This is a genomic window from Sphingomonas yabuuchiae (assembly GCF_014199595.1).
Classification (GTDB): Bacteria; Pseudomonadota; Alphaproteobacteria; order Sphingomonadales; family Sphingomonadaceae; genus Sphingomonas; species Sphingomonas yabuuchiae.
In genome coordinates this window covers 45,945-64,747 of the sequence record NZ_JACHNX010000016.1, presented here as the reverse complement: position 1 = coordinate 64,747, position 18,803 = coordinate 45,945, and the positions used below count along the sequence as shown (strand labels likewise).

The following is an 18,803-nucleotide window of genomic DNA, read 5'->3' as shown; positions in this document are numbered from 1 at the left end:
CAGCCGCATCGCCGACCATCCAGCCCGCCAGATCAATGAACTGCTGCCGTGGAACTACCGTCCCGCCTGACGCGACGCCTTCACCGGACGCTTACCCTGGCCAGATCGGGGCATCGAGTGTAACTCTGTCGAACAACGCCAACACGGCGTTCGCGCGCATGAACGATGCGTCGAACACCTTGTCCGTCGATGCCGTCGATCTATCCGGCGATGTGGTTCTGAACAGCTGGCAGCATTCCACTGGCAAGGTCTTCGCCAATGCCGACAGCAGCATGTCTGTCGGCAACTCCGACGCTTACGTACAGAATGCGCGTCTGGACGTGCGGAGCAACAGTGCCGCCTCGGAAGCCAATGGCAACCGCGCTCTGAACGCTTTGTCGGTGTCTTCCGTGACCGGCTCTGGCGGTCGGCCATTGCTCGACAACCGCCAGAGCAACGCGGCGGTCGTCGATGCGGTGACCAACGCAGCGTTCATCGTCGATGGCAGCGGTGCCATGCAGTCGGCGATCGGCATCGAGGGCAATAGCGCCTCGTCGATCGCGAGAGGCAACGCCGCACTCAATCGCGCTGTCGTTGACGGTATGTCCACGGCCCTGGTCCGCAACGCCCAGGTCAATCGTGGTCCCGTCTCCGCGACCGTCAACGGGCTGTTCGGCGCGGCCATGGCCAGCGACGTCAGCGGCGCCATGGGGTCGGTTTCCGGCAACGGCCTTGCCGCTACCGCGACCGGCAACCAAGCGGTCAACATGCTTACCGCGACGGGTAGCTTTGGTTCCGGGTCGTCCGAGGCGCCGCGCTAAGAACGGGCTCGACGTGGCCGGTGCTTCGTTACCGGCCACGTCGTAGGAAGTCGCCATGCCAGCCCCCGGCATGGCGGCTTTCTTTGTCAGGGAGTGCCATAACTGGCGACGATACGGCCGCCAATGACGTTAAAGCGACTGCCGCAATAAACGCTCATTTCCTCGCTGTCTTCATCTTACTCACGAGTGAGATCGACATATCGATCTTGTGGATTTGCTGACGAAGTGGTGCGCAGTTAGGGTAGGCTACTTGAAGTCTATGCTTCAATTCCCCGAGCATATCGACAATACCAGAACTTGATTTTGCTCTCTCGAACGCTGGCGCGTCGTCATCTACTTCGTGATAATAGACATCGAAAAATTCGGGTCCCTCCAACTGACCGCGACCGATTTCGATAGACATCCAGTCTTCCAGGGTCGAACGAACAGAGTTCATCCTCCGATAAACGCCGTAGGGGCGGTGAGCCGACCGAAGGATCGATTTGATGATGCGACCGGCTTGGGTATGGCCATCGACAGGCATCGCCGCGGCAGGCCGACGTCGATTTTCACCCATATTATAGCTGTAGGGGAGCGTTGTCTTTGTCGGCATGGGATAGATCATACCGCGGCAGCGCGCACGCTTTTGGTCCAACGGTGTCGTTGCCATTGGGCTGATGAACGTTTCCCATGACGGCGCTGATTCCCCGGTCCAGTCCTCTTCGAGGAATGGGGATTGCATCGCGTTGATCTTTGCTACCAACGCGTCAATGTCATAGCCGGTGCGGCCATCGGTAGCCACGTAGAGGTCGCAGCGGCTCGGGTAATACATGCCTTCCCATTGAGTCTTAACAACCCGCCAGTCTGTACGATCGGACCAGTCAGCACGCTTGGCTTCGTCCGGCACACCGCTGTAAGGTTCATCGATTAAAATGAACTGGCCACTTACTGGATCTACCCAATCGGTCGTATGATCGCTGTCCGGAAGCTGGTCATCGGCCTGGCCGTTCGGATATGCCTTGCGAAAATCGCGCGACGGACGAAGACCTGTCCGCTCCATGAAGCGAAGTGAACGCTCAGCCGTCGAAAGGCGTTCGCGTGCAAAGGATTGGGAGCCTGCAATAGCGTCGCAGACAAAATGGTCAGGGGCAACCATCCGAAGGTTTCCAAAGCCACGCACCTGTTTAAGCATGAGCTTCTCACAGATGTCGAGGATCGGCTTTTCTAGGGCGATCGTAAGCGTTTCGCGCCCGATTTCATAGCGTTTATCTTTGTCGCACCAGTAGATTGTCAGCAGGATGTAAGGCTTTTTTGCTCTCGATCCAATGCTCGGAAGGATTCGCAACGCATTCTTGAAGTTCGTACAATTCGCGGCTTTTGCAGCCACGTCGAGCGCTTGGGAATACTTGATGCCTTCCTGCTTGCGATACTGGGCGGCGAGGCTCTTGACGCCTTCGATTGTCGTGGGACGAATATCACTAATCAACATAGCGGTTCTCCTGGCTTGTAAGTAAAGCGTCACTCGCCAACCGCCTTTCAAGCCGGATCGCTGTTGAAAGGTATTGATAATTTCATCGTAGCAGCGCTGCCAGCAGCTTCGGAACGGCGAGTGCCATGCTCATGCCAAGAGCAACATCAATATAAGCGAAAGAACGATTCCTTTCAACGGCGACTCGTACCGAATGTCTTTCCGGTACGAGCTGGGGAGCTCGCTTCATATTGTGGGCGCATGCACAGGAATGCGGCGCCGCGAAAAAAGCTTGCCGCTCAAGATCTCACCCGAAGTCGAGATGATCCCACGCGCCCCCAAATTGTCCAACCGCTCGCCCGTAACGCTCGCACCATCGCCGGTAGGTCCCAGGCAATGTCAATGTCTTGCGATTGACTCCATGCCGAGAATGGAACAAAAAGGGAACGTTAGCGAAGAATAACAAAGGAGCCAAGACGGTTGCGGCATGAAACCCCCATTGATGATCTGCGTGCCGCGGTCAGCCGGATCGAGGGAAGGGCGGCCCGTAGCAAGACCGTCCTGCCATTTGGAATCGAGTTGATGGACCGCCGGCTCCCCGGTGGTGGACTTGCGCTGGGCGCACTCCATGAAGTGGCAGGTGGCGGCAATGGGGCGATCGACGGGGCAGCCAGTGCTCTCTTTGCTGCCGGAGTATCTGCCCGGACAAAGGGGAAGGTGCTGTGGTGCGTAACGACGCCAGACCTCTTCGCGCCCGCGGTGGCGCAAGCGGGGCTTGGCGCGGACCGGGTCATTTATGTCGAGGCCGGGGATGACAAGACGGTCCTCGCCTGCATGGAAGAGGCGTTGCGGCATGGCGCGCTCGGCGCCGTGGTCGGCGAGGTCGCGCGACTGTCGATGACCGCCTCGCGCCGTCTCCAACTGGCGGCGGAAGGAACAGGCTCGATCGGCATCGCGCTGCGTCGCTGGCGCCGGCAGGCGGAGGCGATGGATTTCGGCCAACCGACGGCGGCCATGACACGGTGGCGCATCTCGGTGCTACCCTCCAGCCAGCTTCCCGTGCCCGGCGTCGGGCGTCCGCGCTGGCTTGTTGAACTCATCCGCGCTCGGGCGGGTGAAAGTGCAGATTTCGAATTGGAGGCTTGCGATGCCGCGGGTCGTCTCGCTGTACCTGCCGAGTTGGTCGACCGACCGGCTGCGGCGGAAGGCTGGCGACGCGGCGCCTCCGGTTGAGGCGCCGCTCGTTCTGATCACACGGGAGCGGAGCAGACGGGTGGTGTGGGCGGCGGACGCCGCCGCACTGGCTGTCGGCATCCGCGTGGGCATGCAGGCGACCAAGGCCCAGGTCCTCGTTCCCGGCCTCCTCATGATGGATGCCGATCCGGTAGCGGATGCAGAGGGCTTGGAACGGCTGGCATTCTGGATGCTACGTTTCGCGCCCGTGGTGGCCGCCGATGCACCCGATGGCATCGTTCTCGAAACCACGGGTGCCGATCACCTCCATGGCGGCGAAGAGGCGATGCTGGAGGGGCTGATCGGGCGATTGGCCATGTCGGGGATCACGGCGCGTGCAGCGATCGCCGATACCTGGGCGGCTGCCCATGCGCTCGCGCGCTATCATGCGACGTCGATCGCCATGGCGTCCGCCGGGCACGATGCGTCTGTTGCGGCCGGGCTGTCGCTGGAAGCCTTACGGATCATGCCGGCCGTGGCGGAGGGCCTGCGCAAACTCGGCTTTCGGACGATCGGCGATCTCCTCGACCAGCCGCGCGCGCCGCTGACCTTACGTTTCGGTCATGATCTCGCCCGCCGGATCGAGCAGATGCAGGGAACGCTGGCGGAGCCGATCGAGCCCGTCCGCCCAGACGATGTCATCGAAGTCCGTCGGGCTTTCGCCGAGCCGATCGGCGCGGCGGAGACGATCGCGCGCTATATCGGCAAGCTGGTCACTCAACTCTGCGCGCTGCTCGAAGAGCATGGTCTCGGCACCCGGCGGCTCGACCTGATCTGTCAACGGGTCGACAGCCGTGCCCAAGCGGTGCGCGTCGGCATGGCAGCACCCGTCCGCGATACCAAGCGGCTGACCCGGCTGCTGTGCGACAAGATCGAGACCATCGCGCCAGGCTTCGGCATCGAGGTGATGACGCTCGCCGCGACCGTGGTCGAACCGCTGGAGCATAAGCAGGTTATCAGCTCGCTGATCGAGGAGAGCACGCCCGACATCACCGGCCTGATCGATGTGCTGATGAACCGGGTAGGGGAGCGCGCCATCTATCGCCTCGCCCCGGTCGCCACCGATGTGCCCGAGCGGTCGGTCATGCGCGTTGCTGCCATGGCGCCGGAGAGCGGGGCCAGTTGGCCAGGACACTGGCCACGGCCATCGCGCCTATTATCCCGGCCCGAGCCGGTGGAGACGGTGGCGTTGCTTCCCGATCATCCTCCCGCCTCGTTCACCTGGCGCGGCATTCGCCGCCGCGTGAAGCGTGCCGACGGGCCTGAACGGGTATTCGGCGAATGGTGGCTGCGCGATGCCGAGATGGTCGCCGTGCGCGATTATTTCCAATGTGAGGACGAGGCCGGGGAGCGCTACTGGCTCTACCGCGCTGGTGATGGCGAACACGCCGAGACGGGGTCCCATCGCTGGTTCCTGCACGGGGTGTTCGGATGAGCGCGCCCGCCTATGCCGAGCTTCAGGTCACCTCGCATTTCTCGTTTCTGCGCGGCGCATCGTCGGCCGAAGAACTGTTCGCCGAAGCCGCCAGACTTGGCATCGAGGCGCTGGCAATCGTCGACCGCAACAGCCTCGCGGGAATCGTGCGCGCCCACGAAGCCGCCAAGGCCGTCGGCATCCGCCTGGTGATCGGCTGTCGTCTCGATCTTGTCGATGGCACCAGCGTTCTTGTCTATCCGACGGACCGGCCCGCTTATGCGCGCCTCTGTCGTCTGCTGACGCTGGGCAAGGGCAGGGCCGGAAAAGGAAGCTGTCGTCTCGAATGGGCCGATCTCGTGGCCTATGGGGAGGGCCTCATCGTCGTGCTCGTCCCGGACCTGGCCGATGACGAGACAGCTCTTCGCCTTCGCCGTCTCCGCGAGGGGTTTGGCGATCGCAGCTACATGGCCCTGACGCTTCGTCGCCGCCCCAACGATCAGGTCCGGCTCCACGATCTCTCCAATCTCGCCGCCCAGATGCGGGTCGCAACGGTTGTGACGAACGATGTACTGTTTCACGAACCGGGCAGGCGGATCTTGCAGGATGTCGTCACCTGCATTCGCCACACCGTCACCATCGATGAACTCGGTGATCGGCGGGAGCGTCATGCCGACCGTTACCTGAAGCCACCGGAAGAGATGCACCGGCTGTTCGCGCGCTACCCGCACGCACTCGCCGCCACGCGGGAGATCGTCCGGCGCTGCCGTTTCTCGCTTGATGAGCTGGCCTATCAATATCCCGAGGAGCGCGACGATCCCCGGCTCACGCCGCAGGAGACGCTGGCGCAGTTGACTTGGGAGGGGGCTGCCCAGCGCTATCCCGAAGGTCTTCCCGACAGCGTGAAGGCGACGCTCGAGCACGAACTCGCGCTGATCGAGAAGCTGGAATACGCCCCCTATTTCCTGACCGTGCATTCGATCGTCCGCTTTGCCCGCTCGCGGGACATTCTCTGTCAGGGGAGGGGATCGGCGGCCAATTCCGCCGTCTGCTATGTACTGGGGATCACCAGCATCGATCCAGGCAGGAACGACTTGCTCTTCGAACGCTTCGTCAGCGAGGAGCGGCGCGAGCCCCCCGATATCGACGTCGATTTCGAGCATGAGCGGCGGGAGATCGTCATGCAGTGGGTGTTCGAGACCTATGGTCGCGATCATGCCGCCCTGTGCTCCACCGTCATCCGCTACCGCGCCAAGGGGGCGCTGCGCGATGTCGGCAAAGCGCTCGGGCTGCCGGAAGACCTGATCGGCACTCTGTCTTCGCAGCTCTGGTCATGGTCGGAGGAAGGGGTCGAGCAGAAGCACGTCCAGGAACTGAACCTCAACATGGCCGATCGCCGACTGCGTCTCACGCTCGATCTCGCCCGCCAGCTCATGGGCGCTCCTCGCCATATGTCCCAGCACCCCGGCGGCTTCGTGCTGACCCATGATCGGCTCGACGATCTGGTGCCGATCGAGCCCGCAGCAATGGCCGACCGCCAGGTGATCGAATGGGACAAGGATGACATCGACTCCCTGAAGTTCATGAAGGTGGATCTCCTCGCGCTCGGCATGCTGACCTGCATGAAGAAAGGGCTCGATCTGCTGGCTAACCATAAGGGCATTGCCCTCGATCTCGCGACCATCCCGGCGGAGGACCCCCGCACCTATGCGATGATCCGGAAGGCCGACACGCTCGGCACGTTCCAGATCGAGAGCCGAGCCCAGATGTCGATGCTGCCGCGGCTGAAGCCTCGGACCTATTACGATCTCGTCGTGCAGGTCGCCATCGTCCGGCCGGGTCCGATCCAGGGCGATATGGTCCATCCATATCTGCGTCGCCGTGAAGGGCTGGAGGAGGTTCACTATCCCAAGCCGGAACTGGAAAAGGTTCTTGGCAAGACCCTGGGCGTGCCGCTGTTTCAGGAACAGGCGATGCGGGTGGCCATCGAATGCGCCGGCTTCACCCCGGGCGAAGCCGATATGCTACGCAAATCAATGGCGACCTTCAAGTTCACCGGCGGCGTATCGGCATTCAAGGAAAAGCTCGTCGCCGGGATGGTCGCAAATGGTTATGAGCCGGACTTCGCCGAGCGCACGTTCAAGCAGCTCGAAGGGTTTGGCTCCTATGGCTTTCCCGAAAGTCATGCCGCGTCGTTTGCGTTGATCGCCTATGCCTCGGCCTGGCTCAAATGCTGGCACCCGGACGTCTTCTGCGCCGCGCTGCTCAACAGCCAGCCGATGGGATTCTATGCCCCAGCCCAGATCGTCCGCGACGCCCGCGATCATGGCGTCGAGGTTCAACCGATCTGCGCCAATGCCTCGCGATGGGACTGCACGCTGGAGCCGACGCAGGACGAGGGGCGCTTTGCCGTGCGGCTCGGGCTGCGGATGGTCAAGGGCTTGTCCAATGCCCATGCCGCCCGGCTTGTGGCAGTGCGGGCAGGGGGTGCATTCAGCTCGATCGACGATCTCTGGCAACGTGCCGGCGTTCCGGTCGTGGCCCTCACCCAGATCGCCGAGGCCGACGGTTTCCACCCCTGTTTCCGGCTTGCGCGCCGCGAGGCGCTCTGGGCGCTCAAGGGATTGCGGGACGAACCCCTTCCGCTCTTCGCTGCGGCATCAGCGCGAGAAGCCCGAACGGTCCACGAACTTGCCGAGCCGGAGGTGGCGCTTCGCCCGCTGGCTGACGGCGGCGAGGTGGTCGAAGACTATCGCCATTCAGGCCTATCCCTACGCGACCATCCCGTGACCTTCTTGCGGGGACACCTGCGCCGACGGCGGATCGTCACCTGTCGGGAAGCGATGGAAGCGCGTGACGGGCGATGGGTCGAGGCGGCGGGCCTGGTGTTGGTGCGGCAACGTCCCGGTTCGGCGAAGGGGGTGATGTTCATTACGCTTGAAGATGAGAGCGGTATTGCCAATCTCGTAGTCTGGCCGAAGGTGTTCGAGGCCAATCGGCGGACGATCCTTTCGGCCGGCATGATCGCCGTGCGCGGCCGCGTGCAGCGGGAAGGGGAGGTTGTTCATCTTGTCGCCCAGCGCCTGACCGATCTTTCCGCGGAACTAGCCAGCGTCGGTGAGCGCGGCAGTGCGTTTTCCCTGCCGCATGGACGTGGCGACGAGTTCCACCGCGGTTCGCAGACCCCGGACCCGCGCGGTGAGCCGCCGAAGGGGCTCGGGACGAGGGACATCTATATTCGTGATCTTCACCTCGATACCATCAAGGTGAAGACGCGTGATTTCCGATAGCTCACCGTTCCGCCGATTACGACTATGTAAGACGGTGGACCTGTCAATGAGCTATCCCGAATACCACGACACCTCTAACATTGGCTCGGTATCTAGACCTGTAGATCATAAAGGGGGGGGCTTGGTATCGCATCGTGGATGTCCTCAACGCGGCTCTTTGGGTGGAAAGCATCCGATCAATGGCGGCTTGGGACAGATCACCGCCTTTGGGCTCAGCCCCAACAGCAGGACATTAATCTTCAGATCACTTCGCTCAACATCGCCTCTCGGGCGCAACCACGTTCGAGGGGTTCACGAAAATAGCGTGCAACGCGAATTGGTTCGTGTCCGCGTCGGTTGGACGGTATTCATACTAACGGCGACCTTTCTGTCGAATTGACCATGGAACAGAAGGTGGTCACATGTTTCGGTGTGAAACTATTGATGGAACGCATGATGCCTGAATCGATCGATGAATACGATCTAACTCCAATCGCCCTTGATGCAACGTCAACGGCAAAGTATCTGGTTGGCCGTAAGAATAGGCAGCTTTTTGTAGCAAGTGCGGCCGCAGTAGTAATTGGCGTTATCCATGCTAACTGGTCTGGCAGTCACACCGTTTTTCCTCGATATGGTGCTGCCGTAACGCTCCTTGCTATCATTCAGTCCTGGCGGCAGCTTCAATATCAAAAAATGCTGCCGAGAATAACACAATTCCAAGTCGACCTATTCACAGGAATAGAGCGAGAGAAATTAGGCGACGCCGCGTCAGAGGAGGCGGTCAAAGCGCGCGCGTACAAGCGGGTTAACCGTGTTCTGCCAACTTTATATGAAAACGTATTGCGTGAGTTCGTTGGACCAGCGCTAGGCGTTGCATTTCTTGGAAACCTCATCTGGGCCTTTGGCGACTTGCTACCACTTATCTAATGCCTGGCGCTCCATCGATCCCCATGACCACGGGATCATCGCCGGGTGCGCGGCCGCCAGTGCCGGCATCACCGGCTCGGATGTGTGCGACATCATGCTGGAAGTCGTGGAAGCCCGCTTCGGCGCCATGCGCGCTACAACGCCGGTCGAGATGCCGTCAGACAACGGCTCAGCCTATACCGCCCGCGAAACACGGACCTTTGCCCGGCTACTCGGGCTCAAACCCTGCTTCACCCCTGTCCGCAGCCCGCAGTCCAACGGCATCTCCGAGGCCTTTGTGCATACCCTCAAACACGATTGCGTCCGCGTCTCCTCGCTAGCCGATCCGCTCACCGCGTTGACATCGCTTGCCGGATGGATCGAGGTCTACAACGACGACCACCCCCATTCAGGGCTCAAATTGCGATCCCCGCACGAGGATCGCACACTCGTTTCTGCAAACCGCTTAAATCCGTCCCGTGAAACGGGGGCCAGATCAGCGTAGCTCAGCCCCTGTCTGGCCGTTCGCCCGTGGCCAGAACGCTGCTGGAGTAGATCGCATAACATTGACGAGGTGATCCGGCGGGCCGATCGTATTCGAGGCTGAGCTGGTACAACATCCAATCTAGATTCGATAACTATGCGTTCCCAAATCGATCGCTGGCTTCGGTGCCGAATCCCGCTACTGTCCTTTTCAGTGCACAAAGTTAAGAGCGAGGGGATTGAGAAAGTGCCAAACGCGATCGGGAACGGTGCCTCCTCGGAAACAACTTTTTTGCGCCGGTATACGTCGATCACGGCTGTGATCGATATCCTTCGACGCAAGGAGCTGCCATTGCTCGACCCCCAGACATGGGACGATCGGAATGACCGCTACTTCATGTCAATATACAAGGAGAGTGGCGCGCTCGGTGGGCTGTACGGCCTATGCGCTGCCACCTGTAAAGAGACTTATCATCACTGGCGCGTTTTTACAAACAACGCCGATGGTGCTTGTATTGAAATACGTCGCGAGCCCTTAGAGGAGCGGCTTCGCCAACTGCCCGGCATCTCGTTTGGTGACGTCGACTATTTGGTTCTGGGAAACGTAGAAAAACTGCGCCCAGGCGATCGTGATCGTCTTCCCTTTGTCAAACGATGGGGCTTTGGGCCGGAGTGTGAATATCGAATTATCGCTGAGACGAAAGAGGTACAGCGACCCGCGTTATCGATCGACTTTCCGATCAGCCTAATTGGCCGTATTCATCTGAATCCGTGGCTTCCGGCGCCGATCGCAGATAGCTTAAAAGTGACGCTGCGCGAAATTCCTGGCTGTTCAAAGCTGCCTATTGCGCGTTCACAGCTCATCGATAGTGGTCGGTGGAAAGCTGCGGGCGACAAAGTAGTGCGCAAGCCGGCTGCCCCGAGAATCAAGCTTGCTAAGCCAAAGGTTGCAACCTAGCTGTAGCAAGCAGCCGTAGCGTCGATAGGACTCACTCAGTGAATCGTATCCCGATGTCGACGTATATTAGTATACTAATTTCTATCGGTACTGGTTATTCTGAGCCTCGTTGCCGCACATCTCTATGCAAATAGGACGTGGCAGGATATGTCTTCGCGGGGGAGTTCATGTTGAAAAGCCTTGAATCGGCAGATATCTTGCACTCAGCCCAGTCAGGAGAGCGGCTGCGTGCCTAACGATTTGAGTATTATCGCTTCATCGTCAGATGCCGGTGGAATTGCTGCCCGTAAAGGGTTTCGCATCCAAGACCATGTCGCCGCTCGGCTGGCACTCGAGATGATTCATGACTCCACCATACTGCAACTAGAATGCGAAACCGGTGATGACATTGTCCTGCGTAGGATCAGTGAGGGACAATCTGTCATTGAATATGTCCAGGTCAAAACGACCGAAGCCGACACGAAATGGTCGATCAAGGAGTTGCAGGCCCGTACAGATAAAAAGGTGGGAAGTTCAGTTTGCGAAAAATCTCTCCTGTGCGACAAGCATGGAGAGATAGCGTGGTTCCGCTTCGTCTCAACGCGCGCAGTTATAAGTAGTTTGGAGCCATTCCGACGTCCTCGTAGCAAGCGCAGGAATTATACAGCCCTAGCCCCTCTGATAAATAGCTTTTCAAACAAGTACAAAACAACGATCTCGAAATCTGGCCGGACTTTGGCCTACTGGGCAAAAAACATGCTATGGGAGGTTGAGGGCGAAGAAGATGCACTGATATCGCGTAACATCAATGCGCTGCTAAAGCTTTCAGGCGGACAGGGTGTCAACCCCAGCTACGAAGCCATGGAAAAGATATACTTTGAGCTTGCCCAAAAAGTTCGAACAATGGGTGATAAGCCATCGGTGGATGCTGATGAAAAGATTTGGACGCGGCAAGAATGTTTAAAGTGGTGGTCGGCTCAGATTGACGATATCAGAAAGGCGAACATCGCCACCGTAAAGGTCTACCAGATTTCGGGAATACCGGAGTTTTTCTCAGAAATTTGTTCGATGGATGAGGATACAATCCGCCGTGCGCTGTATGCCTTCGACGTGGAGTTCGATGGCGATATCTGGCGAAGAGATGAGTTGGTCGACCACCTTCTGGATTGGCTTCCTGAAATCGCGCTTTCGCCGCAGACCTTGGCAAACTTCAGCCATCTCGCGGCAAGGCGGTTGCCTGGCGAGGCATTGAAGGCTTGGGAGCAGCGCGGCTCCACCGACATCCCGCAGTTGATAGCATCGCTCATGCTACATGCCATCCTCCGTCTCCATTTCGGAGCTGAACCGATAGCGTGCCGAATTTTCTTTTCGGTAAAGGGGGCTATGAGGTCTAGCAGCGCCCACATCGTGCAGTTGCCCGAAGGAGAAGAGGTTTGGCTCGGTCGATCGCGGCTGGTTAATGCATCCTCGCATGAAGCTGTTGTTGCCGAGGTGCTTGCCGAATTGCGCACTGCTTTAACAAGGGATGTCTTAAAGGAAGAACGTGACATAATCATTCAGCTTCGCGAGCCGAGGCATCTTAGAAACGACAAGCTCGACGCCATACTATCGAATACCGGCAAGACGTCTGAGCTTTTGAAAATTCTCCGTCTGCCGTTCCTCGTCGCTTATGACAGTGCGACGCTCAGTGCGGGCTTCGAAACAGGCTACCTTACCAAGCTAAAAGTCGAAGTCGAAAATGAATACGGAAGGATCAAGGCGTTATTAGGCGAAGAACTGGACTCGGTTCGAATCTCACTGTTTCTTGTTCCAATCGAATGTGCCGACACGCTTGCTGACGAATTTGAGACGAAATTGAGGAAATGACGATGGACCTTGAAGACGTCCGCGAGTGCATCGCCAATCCGGAGAGAATGCTCAAAGCCCGTTTCCCTATTTTCCGCGAGGTGACGCGCCTAGCCAACAGGGAGCAGACGAGTTCGATCGCCCGTGATCTGATCATACGGTTGTTGCCTCACAAAGCTCTTCTCGCGGATGGGTACGACGAACTGCTGGAAGCCTTGGTGCGAGAAGTTGGCTTGTATCCGTATGCAGATCAGGAAAAAAATGCTGGCATCTTGGAGCAAATGCTGTTTGAGGCTCACAGAGTACATGGTGTAGGGCAGGAGAGGTTTTTTCATAGTTTGCAGCTTGCCGTCTTTCAGGAGATCATAAGAGGGCGAAATGTAGTTTTAAGTGCTCCCACCAGCGTTGGGAAAAGCCTTGTGATTGATGCTGTCCTCGCCACCCAGCAGCACAAGAAGGCTGTTATAATCGTTCCGACGATCGCACTTATCGATGAAACTAGGCGGCGTATCACAGCCACGTTGGGGAATACTCATGACATAATTACCCACCCAACCCAGCAAAGCCTCGGTGACGGTAGGCCGACGGTTTATATTCTTACACAGGAGCGAGCGCTCGGCCGGAATGATCTCGCTGATGTCGACTTTTTCGTCATCGATGAGTTCTACAAGTTAGATCTTCGGGATGTTCGAGACGAAAGGGCAATCGATCTAAACATCTGCTTTCACCGGTTGGCTCAAAATGGCGCGCAATTTTATCTGATTGGCCCAAATATTTCGAACGTGAAGGGGCTGGCGTCTGAGTATAAGCATGTTTTCATGCCGTCCGACTTTTCGACGGTGGCTCTTGATGTAGAGTACTTCAATTTGAAGCAGAGGGGTGAGGAGCGGAATCAAAAATTAATAGAACTCTGCGGATCGTTGACAAGTCCAACTCTTGTGTATTGCCAGTCGCCACGCAGCGCCCGCGATGCGGCCAGGACGATTTACGAGGGTTCGAAGGCGCCGCTTACTGATACAACAAAGGACGCCGTAGAGTGGCTTGAAATGTATTTTCCCTCGGAATGGGAGGTCATTCAAGCTTTGAAGTACGGCATTGGCATCCATCATGGAAATGTGCCTAGAGCAATACAGCAATATATGGTCAGGTCGTTCGAGGAGGGGAAGATAAAAACTCTCGTATGTACGTCGACCATTATTGAGGGTGTAAACACCGTTGCTGAGAATGTTATAATATTTGATCGTCGTGCTAACACTACAACGATAGATGATTTTACCTTTAGGAATATCGCAGGCAGGGCGGGCCGAATGAACCGCTATTTCATTGGCAAGGTATTCGTGTTGGAGGAGGCTGTGGCCGAAGGCGATCACGTCGTTGATTTGCCCGTCGCACAGCAGGATGAAATAACTCCGTTATCTCTCATACTAGACCTTCCGCGCGGAAGCCTGACTGATTTGTCGAGAGAGCGAATTGCCGCCGTCTTCGAGCAGTCTAAGCTAAGCGAGGCGACAATACGACAAAATCGGTACATCCCGATTGACGATCAAAACGCGCTGTTCGAAGCAGTGTCAGAGCTTTTCGACAAGCATCCTGAGCACATTCAATGGAAGGGAATTCCGAAGTCCGCCCAATTGCTTGCAGCCTGTAACCTCATTTATGATCATCTTGATCACGGGGATTCCCTCCGTAAGCATAATATTTTTGCCGGTGACCAGTTGCAGGCCGTATTGGTGAGCCTTATGGCCGCCGATAATTTCAAGGCATTCATAGAGCAACGTGTTGCATCGAAGTCCGCGGAAGACTCCATAAGCGATGCGGTCGAACAGGCCCTTTCTTTTCTTAGGAACTATGTCGGCTATAAGTTTGGGAGGCAGTTGATGGCACTTAGCCGCATCCAAGCTGATGTACTTTCACGCTACAAGAAGGCGGCGCCCGGGGATTATTCGATGTTTGCGGCCCACTCAGATTCGCTGTTCATGCCGGCGGGGTTATTTGCGCTTGATGAGTATGGCGTTCCGTCAGAAATAGCTCGAAAGATCGTGGCAGACAGTGGCGCTATAGACAGCGTTGACGAGGGGCTTCGTATCCTTGCGAATATCGATTTTGGGCGCCTTGGTCTCCAGCCCTTTGAGCGAGAGATTCTCGAAACTGTCCGTCGATCTCTACCTCTTCGTGCGTTCGCTAGTGGCACCAACGATGCAAGCTAACGCTCATTGGCGAATGGACAAATAAGTTTCCAGTCCCCGCGAACACTTTTACGCAACGGTAGAAAAGAGCCCGATACGCCCCTCCAATCCCACTAAACTCTTCACAACAGGGAATAGGTCGGTGTGCCGCAAGTTATGATTAGAGCACGCCCCCGCAACCAACGCTATACGCCGCCCCCACGGGCGGCGTTGTCGTTTGTGGCATACGCCACCGACATCGCACCCGCTGGCCACCACGTCCGCTGCGGGACCCTCCGGTTCATCCGGATAGATCGTCATCCTCTCGATAAGCCGCGACACGATCAATGCGGCCTGCCCGCGTACCGCAGGATCTGCCAGCGTGCTGCGCAGGGCGGCGATCCGCGCCCGAAACTGAGCCTGCAGAACCGATGGCGTTGGAAGCGGGGGAGGCAGAACCACCCTTCTGTCGACGGTAGCGGTTCGCCAGATCAGGCGGGCCTTTTCCGCTTCCCGTTCGTCGATCATCTGACGCAGGGCAGGGGCCGCGATACCCGCCCGCAGATTTTCGTACCGATTGCTCAGTTCGCGCTCCAGTTGCTGCAGCCGGATCGTGGCCGTGTCAGCCGCAGCCAGGACCGTCTGGCGGCGACACCCGATCAAGCGCCGCAGGCGGATATTATTGCTGATTTGAAGCGCCTTCGGCGGGAGAACGAGATCCTTCGGCAGGCGCGCGACATATTGAGGTGGACGCCCGCTTTTTTCGCCCGGGAGGAAAATCGATAAGGTTCCAGCTCATCGGCCGGGCGAGAGGATTCCCGATCCACCGCCTCTGCCGGATGCTCGGCGTCAGCCAGAGTAGCTATTTCGCCCGGAAGGATCGCCCGGCCAGCCGCCGGCGCCAGCGCGACGACATGGTGATGCTGGCGCATGTCCGCTCGGCATTTGCACTGTCGAACGGCACTTATGGCAGCCCGCGCATGACGCGCGAGTTGCAGGATGACGGCTTTGCCATCGGGCACCGGCGCACGGCGCGGCTGATGCGCGAGAATGGCCTGCGCGGCCGGCTGAAGCGCACCCGTCAGGCAGCATTCCGCGCTCGAATACACCAGCCCAGCGCAGCTTGAACGAAATGCGTCACGCTGAGCACCTGCGTCTCCAATTAAGCGGGGAAAGTCCAAATTGCCTCAAGATACCGATTGGGTTTGGACCCTAACTGACTTAATGCCGGGAAATCATGCCATTGTCCGATTGGGAATGGCGTGCTGCGCATGCCCTCTACTAAGCAAGTCAAACGGTCGCGGGGCACTTGACCCAAATACCCCTGTCACACCACCGATGGCCGCAATATCATCGCGCGCGGCGCAGTGTCTCGGAAGGTGTCTCGCCATAGAGCTTGCGATATTGGCCCGCAAAGCGTCCTAATTCGTAAAAGCCCCAGTCCTGCGCGAGTCGTGACACAGTGACGTCAGGTGTCGGCTTCAGCAGCGCTTCGCGCACCCGGCGCATCCGGCAGGCGCGCAAATGCGCCATCGGCGAGGTGTTGCGGAAGCGCTTGAACCCGTCGAACAGCGCCCGCCCGCTGACGCCGCTGACCGCCACCAACTGTTCGATCGTGATCGGATCGGCGGCATGTTCCTCGATATAATGTTCGACCAGCCGGACATGCTTGGGCGCGATCGAGCGGTCGCGGTCGCGCAGCGCGTCGCTGTAATTATGCTCCTGCCCCTCGATCAGGCTGAACAGCAGTGCCTGTTCGAGCTGGTCGATGGCCAGATTCTGGGGATGCGCTCGATCCTGGCATTCGACTAGGCCGACCAGCAACTCGGCCAGCCGCCACCACTCCGCCCCCAGTCCCTCGCGCGGAATGGCGAGGCGGAAGTTCAGCGGGCGGCGCAGCGGATGGCCCAAGAGTGATGCTACATGCTGTTCCAGCGCCGCGCGGTCGATACGGACCATATATTTGGCGCAGTCGGGGGACCAGCGCATCGTCACCAGATCGTCCGGTGACAGCAGGGTGCCCAGTGTCGACGACGCCTGGACCATGCGGCCACCGGCATCGACCATCGCCTCCCCGGCATAAGGTAGCATCAGCAGATAGAAGTCCTTCAACTTGCCGGGGTCGATCTGGACTTCGGCACCATAACCCATCGTCGCCAGACAGGATTGCTTGAGCGTCACGGCATTCTGCCACGCCTGCAACCGCGCATTGGGAGAGACGGGGTTCAGCCGATGATCGCAATAAAGACGTGCCACCTGTGCTCGCGTCTCGTCGACATCGGACGATCCGAACACGCGACATTTGTCGAGCGGGTTTCCCGCTACCGGGTCAGGGCCCTGATCGGCTGCGCTCTTGTTCAGCATCGACTCTCCACCAGTCCCGCCTGCAGGCAAGGATTAAGCCATGGGTGATGTCCGCCTGCAAGCTGCGGCCGGTTTGCCCGGCTCGGCAACGACCATAACATTTCAAACTTAAAATATGCAATCCGTGAACAGCGTCGGCGGTCGCTGCATAGTCCCGGCGAGGCACACCCACTTATCCTGCCTCCATTATAAAGGCATGTGGGAGACCGGAGAGATGACGCGGATCGGGATCGTCGGTGCAGGTCAGGCGGGGCTGCAACTGGGCATGGGTTTGCTGGAGCGGGGGCATGAAGTCATCATGCTGTCCAACCAGACGGCCGAGCAGATTGCGGGCGGCCGTGTCACCTCCAGCCAGTGCATGTTCGACCAGGCGCGCGAGCATGAGCGCAAGCTGGGCATCAACTTCTGGGACGAGGCCTGTCCACCGGTGGAAGGCATCGCCTTCTCGCTGGTCGGCGAGGACGGCACTTCGCAAATGTCCTGGGCCTCGCGCCTCGACGCGGCTGCCCAATCGGTCGATCAGCGAGTGAAGATGCCGCGCTGGCTGGCCGAGTTCGAGAAGCGCGGCGGCGAACTGCGCATCTGTGACGCGGGCATTGCCGAATTAGAGGAGTTGGCGCGCGAATGCGATCTGGTGCTCGTCGCCTCGGGCAAGGGCGAGATCGGCAAATTGTTCGAGAGGGATGCCGACAAATCGCCCTTCGACAAGCCGATGCGCAGCCTGGCGCTGACCTATGTCAACGGCATGACCCCGCGGGCGGAGCATAGCGCGGTCAACTTCAACCTCATTCCCGGCATGGGCGAGTATTTCGTCTTCCCGGCGCTGACGCTGAACGGCCCGTGCGAGATCATGGTGTTCGAGTCGCTGCCCGGCGGTCCGATGGACTTGTGGGACCCGCGCGCCTCGGCCGAGGAGCATCTGGAAACGAGCCTGCACATCCTGAAGCGTTATGTGCCGGAAGAGTATGAACGCGCCCGCAACTGCACGCTGACCGACCAGCAGGGTTGGCTGACCGGGCGTTTTCCGCCGACGGTGCGCAAGCCGGTGCTGACCCTGCCGTCGGGCGCCAAGGTGCTGGGGCTGGGCGACGCGGTCTGCCTCAACGACCCGATCACGGGGCAGGGGGCGAACAACGCCGCCAAGAGCGCGGCCATCTATCTCGACTCGATCATCGCGAACGAGGGCAAGCCGTTCGATGCCGCCTGGATGCAGGCGACCTTCGACCGCTATTGGGACTATGCGCAGTTCGTCGTCGGCTGGACCAACGGCATGTTGCAGCCGCCGCCCCCGCACATGGTGCAGCTGCTCGGTGCCGCCTCGGCCCAGCCGCGCGTGGCCCACTGGTTCGCGAACAATTTCGACGATCCGCGCGGCTTCTTCCCGACCATCACCGCGCCCGCGCTGACCGAGGACTTCATCAAGGAGGCTGCATAACATGGACCGCATGGCTCTTCGCCGGACCTTCGGCCGCTTCGCCACCGGGGTCACGATCGTGACCTGCTCGACGGGGGAGGGGGTGCATGGCATGACCGCCAATTCCTTTACCTCGGTCTCGCTCGATCCCGCGCTGGTGCTTATCAGCATCGACAACAAGGCCAAGATGGCCGCCCGGCTGCGCGAGGCGGGGCATTACGGCCTGAATATCCTGTCTCAACAGCAGATGGCACTGTCCAACCATTTTGCAGGTCGTCCCGGCGACCAGCCGATCGATTTCGACTGGCATGAGGATATCCCGCTGGTGCGCGGCGCGATGGCGCATCTGGCGTGCCGGGTGAAGGACGTGTTCCCGGCGGGCGACCACTGCCTGTTCGTCGCCGAGGTCGTCGACCATCGTCACGAGGACGAGGCGACGCCGCCGTTGCTCTTTTACGGCGGGGCGTATCGCCAGCTGCATGAGATGGCCGCCTGATCCGGCGGTCACCGGCACCAGATCACGAAC

Annotated in this window: 11 protein-coding genes and 3 pseudogenes; 12 read left to right on the top strand and 2 right to left on the bottom strand. The window is 59.1% G+C overall.

Features of this window, described 5'->3' with window-relative positions; genetic code table 11:
• Positions 1-800: pseudogene (locus tag GGQ89_RS15790) on the top strand (hypothetical protein); the annotation flags it as partial.
• 154 nt (positions 801-954) lie between these two features.
• On the opposite strand, the gene GGQ89_RS15785 reads toward GGQ89_RS15790, so the two are convergent.
• Positions 955-2,268, bottom strand: a complete 1,314-nt coding sequence (locus tag GGQ89_RS15785; protein WP_184106370.1) for a DUF5623 domain-containing protein — start codon at positions 2,266-2,268, stop codon at positions 955-957.
• A gap of 459 nt (positions 2,269-2,727) precedes the next feature.
• Between GGQ89_RS15785 and GGQ89_RS15780 the strand changes: the two genes are divergently transcribed.
• From GGQ89_RS15780 to GGQ89_RS20080, 9 genes and pseudogenes are all read left to right on the top strand, one after another.
• Complete coding sequence (locus tag GGQ89_RS15780; protein ID WP_184106369.1) at positions 2,728-3,480, top strand: ImuA family protein; 753 nt, start codon at positions 2,728-2,730, stop codon at positions 3,478-3,480.
• Complete coding sequence (locus GGQ89_RS15775) at positions 3,395-4,915, top strand: Y-family DNA polymerase (RefSeq protein WP_184106368.1); 1,521 nt, start codon at positions 3,395-3,397, stop codon at positions 4,913-4,915. The genes GGQ89_RS15780 and GGQ89_RS15775 overlap by 86 nt, the downstream gene beginning before the upstream one ends.
• On the top strand, positions 4,912-8,184 hold the full coding sequence (locus tag GGQ89_RS15770) for an error-prone DNA polymerase (protein ID WP_184106367.1): 3,273 nt from the start codon (positions 4,912-4,914) through the stop codon (positions 8,182-8,184). The genes GGQ89_RS15775 and GGQ89_RS15770 overlap by 4 nt, the downstream gene beginning before the upstream one ends.
• Before the next feature lie 381 nt (positions 8,185-8,565).
• Positions 8,566-9,090: a hypothetical protein gene (locus GGQ89_RS15765; protein WP_206362758.1), complete on the top strand. Its 525-nt coding sequence runs from the start codon at positions 8,566-8,568 to the stop codon at positions 9,088-9,090.
• Positions 9,091-9,103: 13 nt separating this feature from the next.
• Positions 9,104-9,574: pseudogene (locus tag GGQ89_RS15760) on the top strand (integrase core domain-containing protein); the annotation flags it as partial.
• Positions 9,575-9,871: 297 nt separating this feature from the next.
• Positions 9,872-10,510 (top strand): hypothetical protein, encoded by a 639-nt coding sequence (locus GGQ89_RS15755; RefSeq protein ID WP_206362757.1) that lies wholly within the window; start codon positions 9,872-9,874, stop codon positions 10,508-10,510.
• A 228-nt stretch (positions 10,511-10,738) separates the two neighbouring features.
• Complete coding sequence (locus tag GGQ89_RS15750; RefSeq protein ID WP_184106364.1) at positions 10,739-12,355, top strand: Hachiman antiphage defense system protein HamA; 1,617 nt, start codon at positions 10,739-10,741, stop codon at positions 12,353-12,355.
• A 2-nt stretch (positions 12,356-12,357) separates the two neighbouring features.
• On the top strand, positions 12,358-14,541 hold the full coding sequence (locus GGQ89_RS15745) for a DEAD/DEAH box helicase (protein WP_184106363.1): 2,184 nt from the start codon (positions 12,358-12,360) through the stop codon (positions 14,539-14,541).
• A gap of 573 nt (positions 14,542-15,114) precedes the next feature.
• Positions 15,115-15,575: pseudogene (locus GGQ89_RS20080) on the top strand (IS3 family transposase); the annotation flags it as partial.
• 274 nt (positions 15,576-15,849) lie between these two features.
• Here the strand turns inward: GGQ89_RS20080 and GGQ89_RS15730 are convergent.
• The gene (locus tag GGQ89_RS15730; protein WP_184106360.1) at positions 15,850-16,863 is read right to left on the bottom strand and encodes an AraC family transcriptional regulator; all 1,014 of its coding nucleotides are present in this window, start codon (positions 16,861-16,863) and stop codon (positions 15,850-15,852) included.
• Between the two features lie 196 nt (positions 16,864-17,059).
• On the opposite strand from GGQ89_RS15730, the gene GGQ89_RS15725 reads away from it, so the two are divergent.
• The gene (locus GGQ89_RS15725; protein WP_240456472.1) at positions 17,060-18,298 is read left to right on the top strand and encodes a styrene monooxygenase/indole monooxygenase family protein; all 1,239 of its coding nucleotides are present in this window, start codon (positions 17,060-17,062) and stop codon (positions 18,296-18,298) included.
• A gap of 1 nt (position 18,299) precedes the next feature.
• Positions 18,300-18,773, top strand: a complete 474-nt coding sequence (locus GGQ89_RS15720; protein ID WP_076715518.1) for a flavin reductase family protein — start codon at positions 18,300-18,302, stop codon at positions 18,771-18,773.
• The last annotated feature ends 30 nt before the right edge of the window (positions 18,774-18,803 follow it).

What these genes read in the sequence shown, in the direction of transcription:
- GGQ89_RS15785 (WP_184106370.1), bottom strand. Translation starts at nt 2,268, where the DNA reads ATGTTGATTAGTGATATTCGTCCCACGACAATCGAAGGCGTCAAGAGC.
- GGQ89_RS15775 (WP_184106368.1), top strand. Translation starts at nt 3,395, where the DNA reads ATGCCGCGGGTCGTCTCGCTGTACCTGCCGAGTTGGTCGACCGACCGG.
- GGQ89_RS15770 (WP_184106367.1), top strand. Translation starts at nt 4,912, where the DNA reads ATGAGCGCGCCCGCCTATGCCGAGCTTCAGGTCACCTCGCATTTCTCG.
- GGQ89_RS15765 (WP_206362758.1), top strand. Translation starts at nt 8,566, where the DNA reads ATGGAACAGAAGGTGGTCACATGTTTCGGTGTGAAACTATTGATGGAA.
- GGQ89_RS15745 (WP_184106363.1), top strand. Translation starts at nt 12,358, where the DNA reads ATGGACCTTGAAGACGTCCGCGAGTGCATCGCCAATCCGGAGAGAATG.
- GGQ89_RS15730 (WP_184106360.1), bottom strand. Translation starts at nt 16,863, where the DNA reads ATGCTGAACAAGAGCGCAGCCGATCAGGGCCCTGACCCGGTAGCGGGA.
- GGQ89_RS15725 (WP_240456472.1), top strand. Translation starts at nt 17,060, where the DNA reads ATGTGGGAGACCGGAGAGATGACGCGGATCGGGATCGTCGGTGCAGGT.
- GGQ89_RS15720 (WP_076715518.1), top strand. Translation starts at nt 18,300, where the DNA reads ATGGACCGCATGGCTCTTCGCCGGACCTTCGGCCGCTTCGCCACCGGG.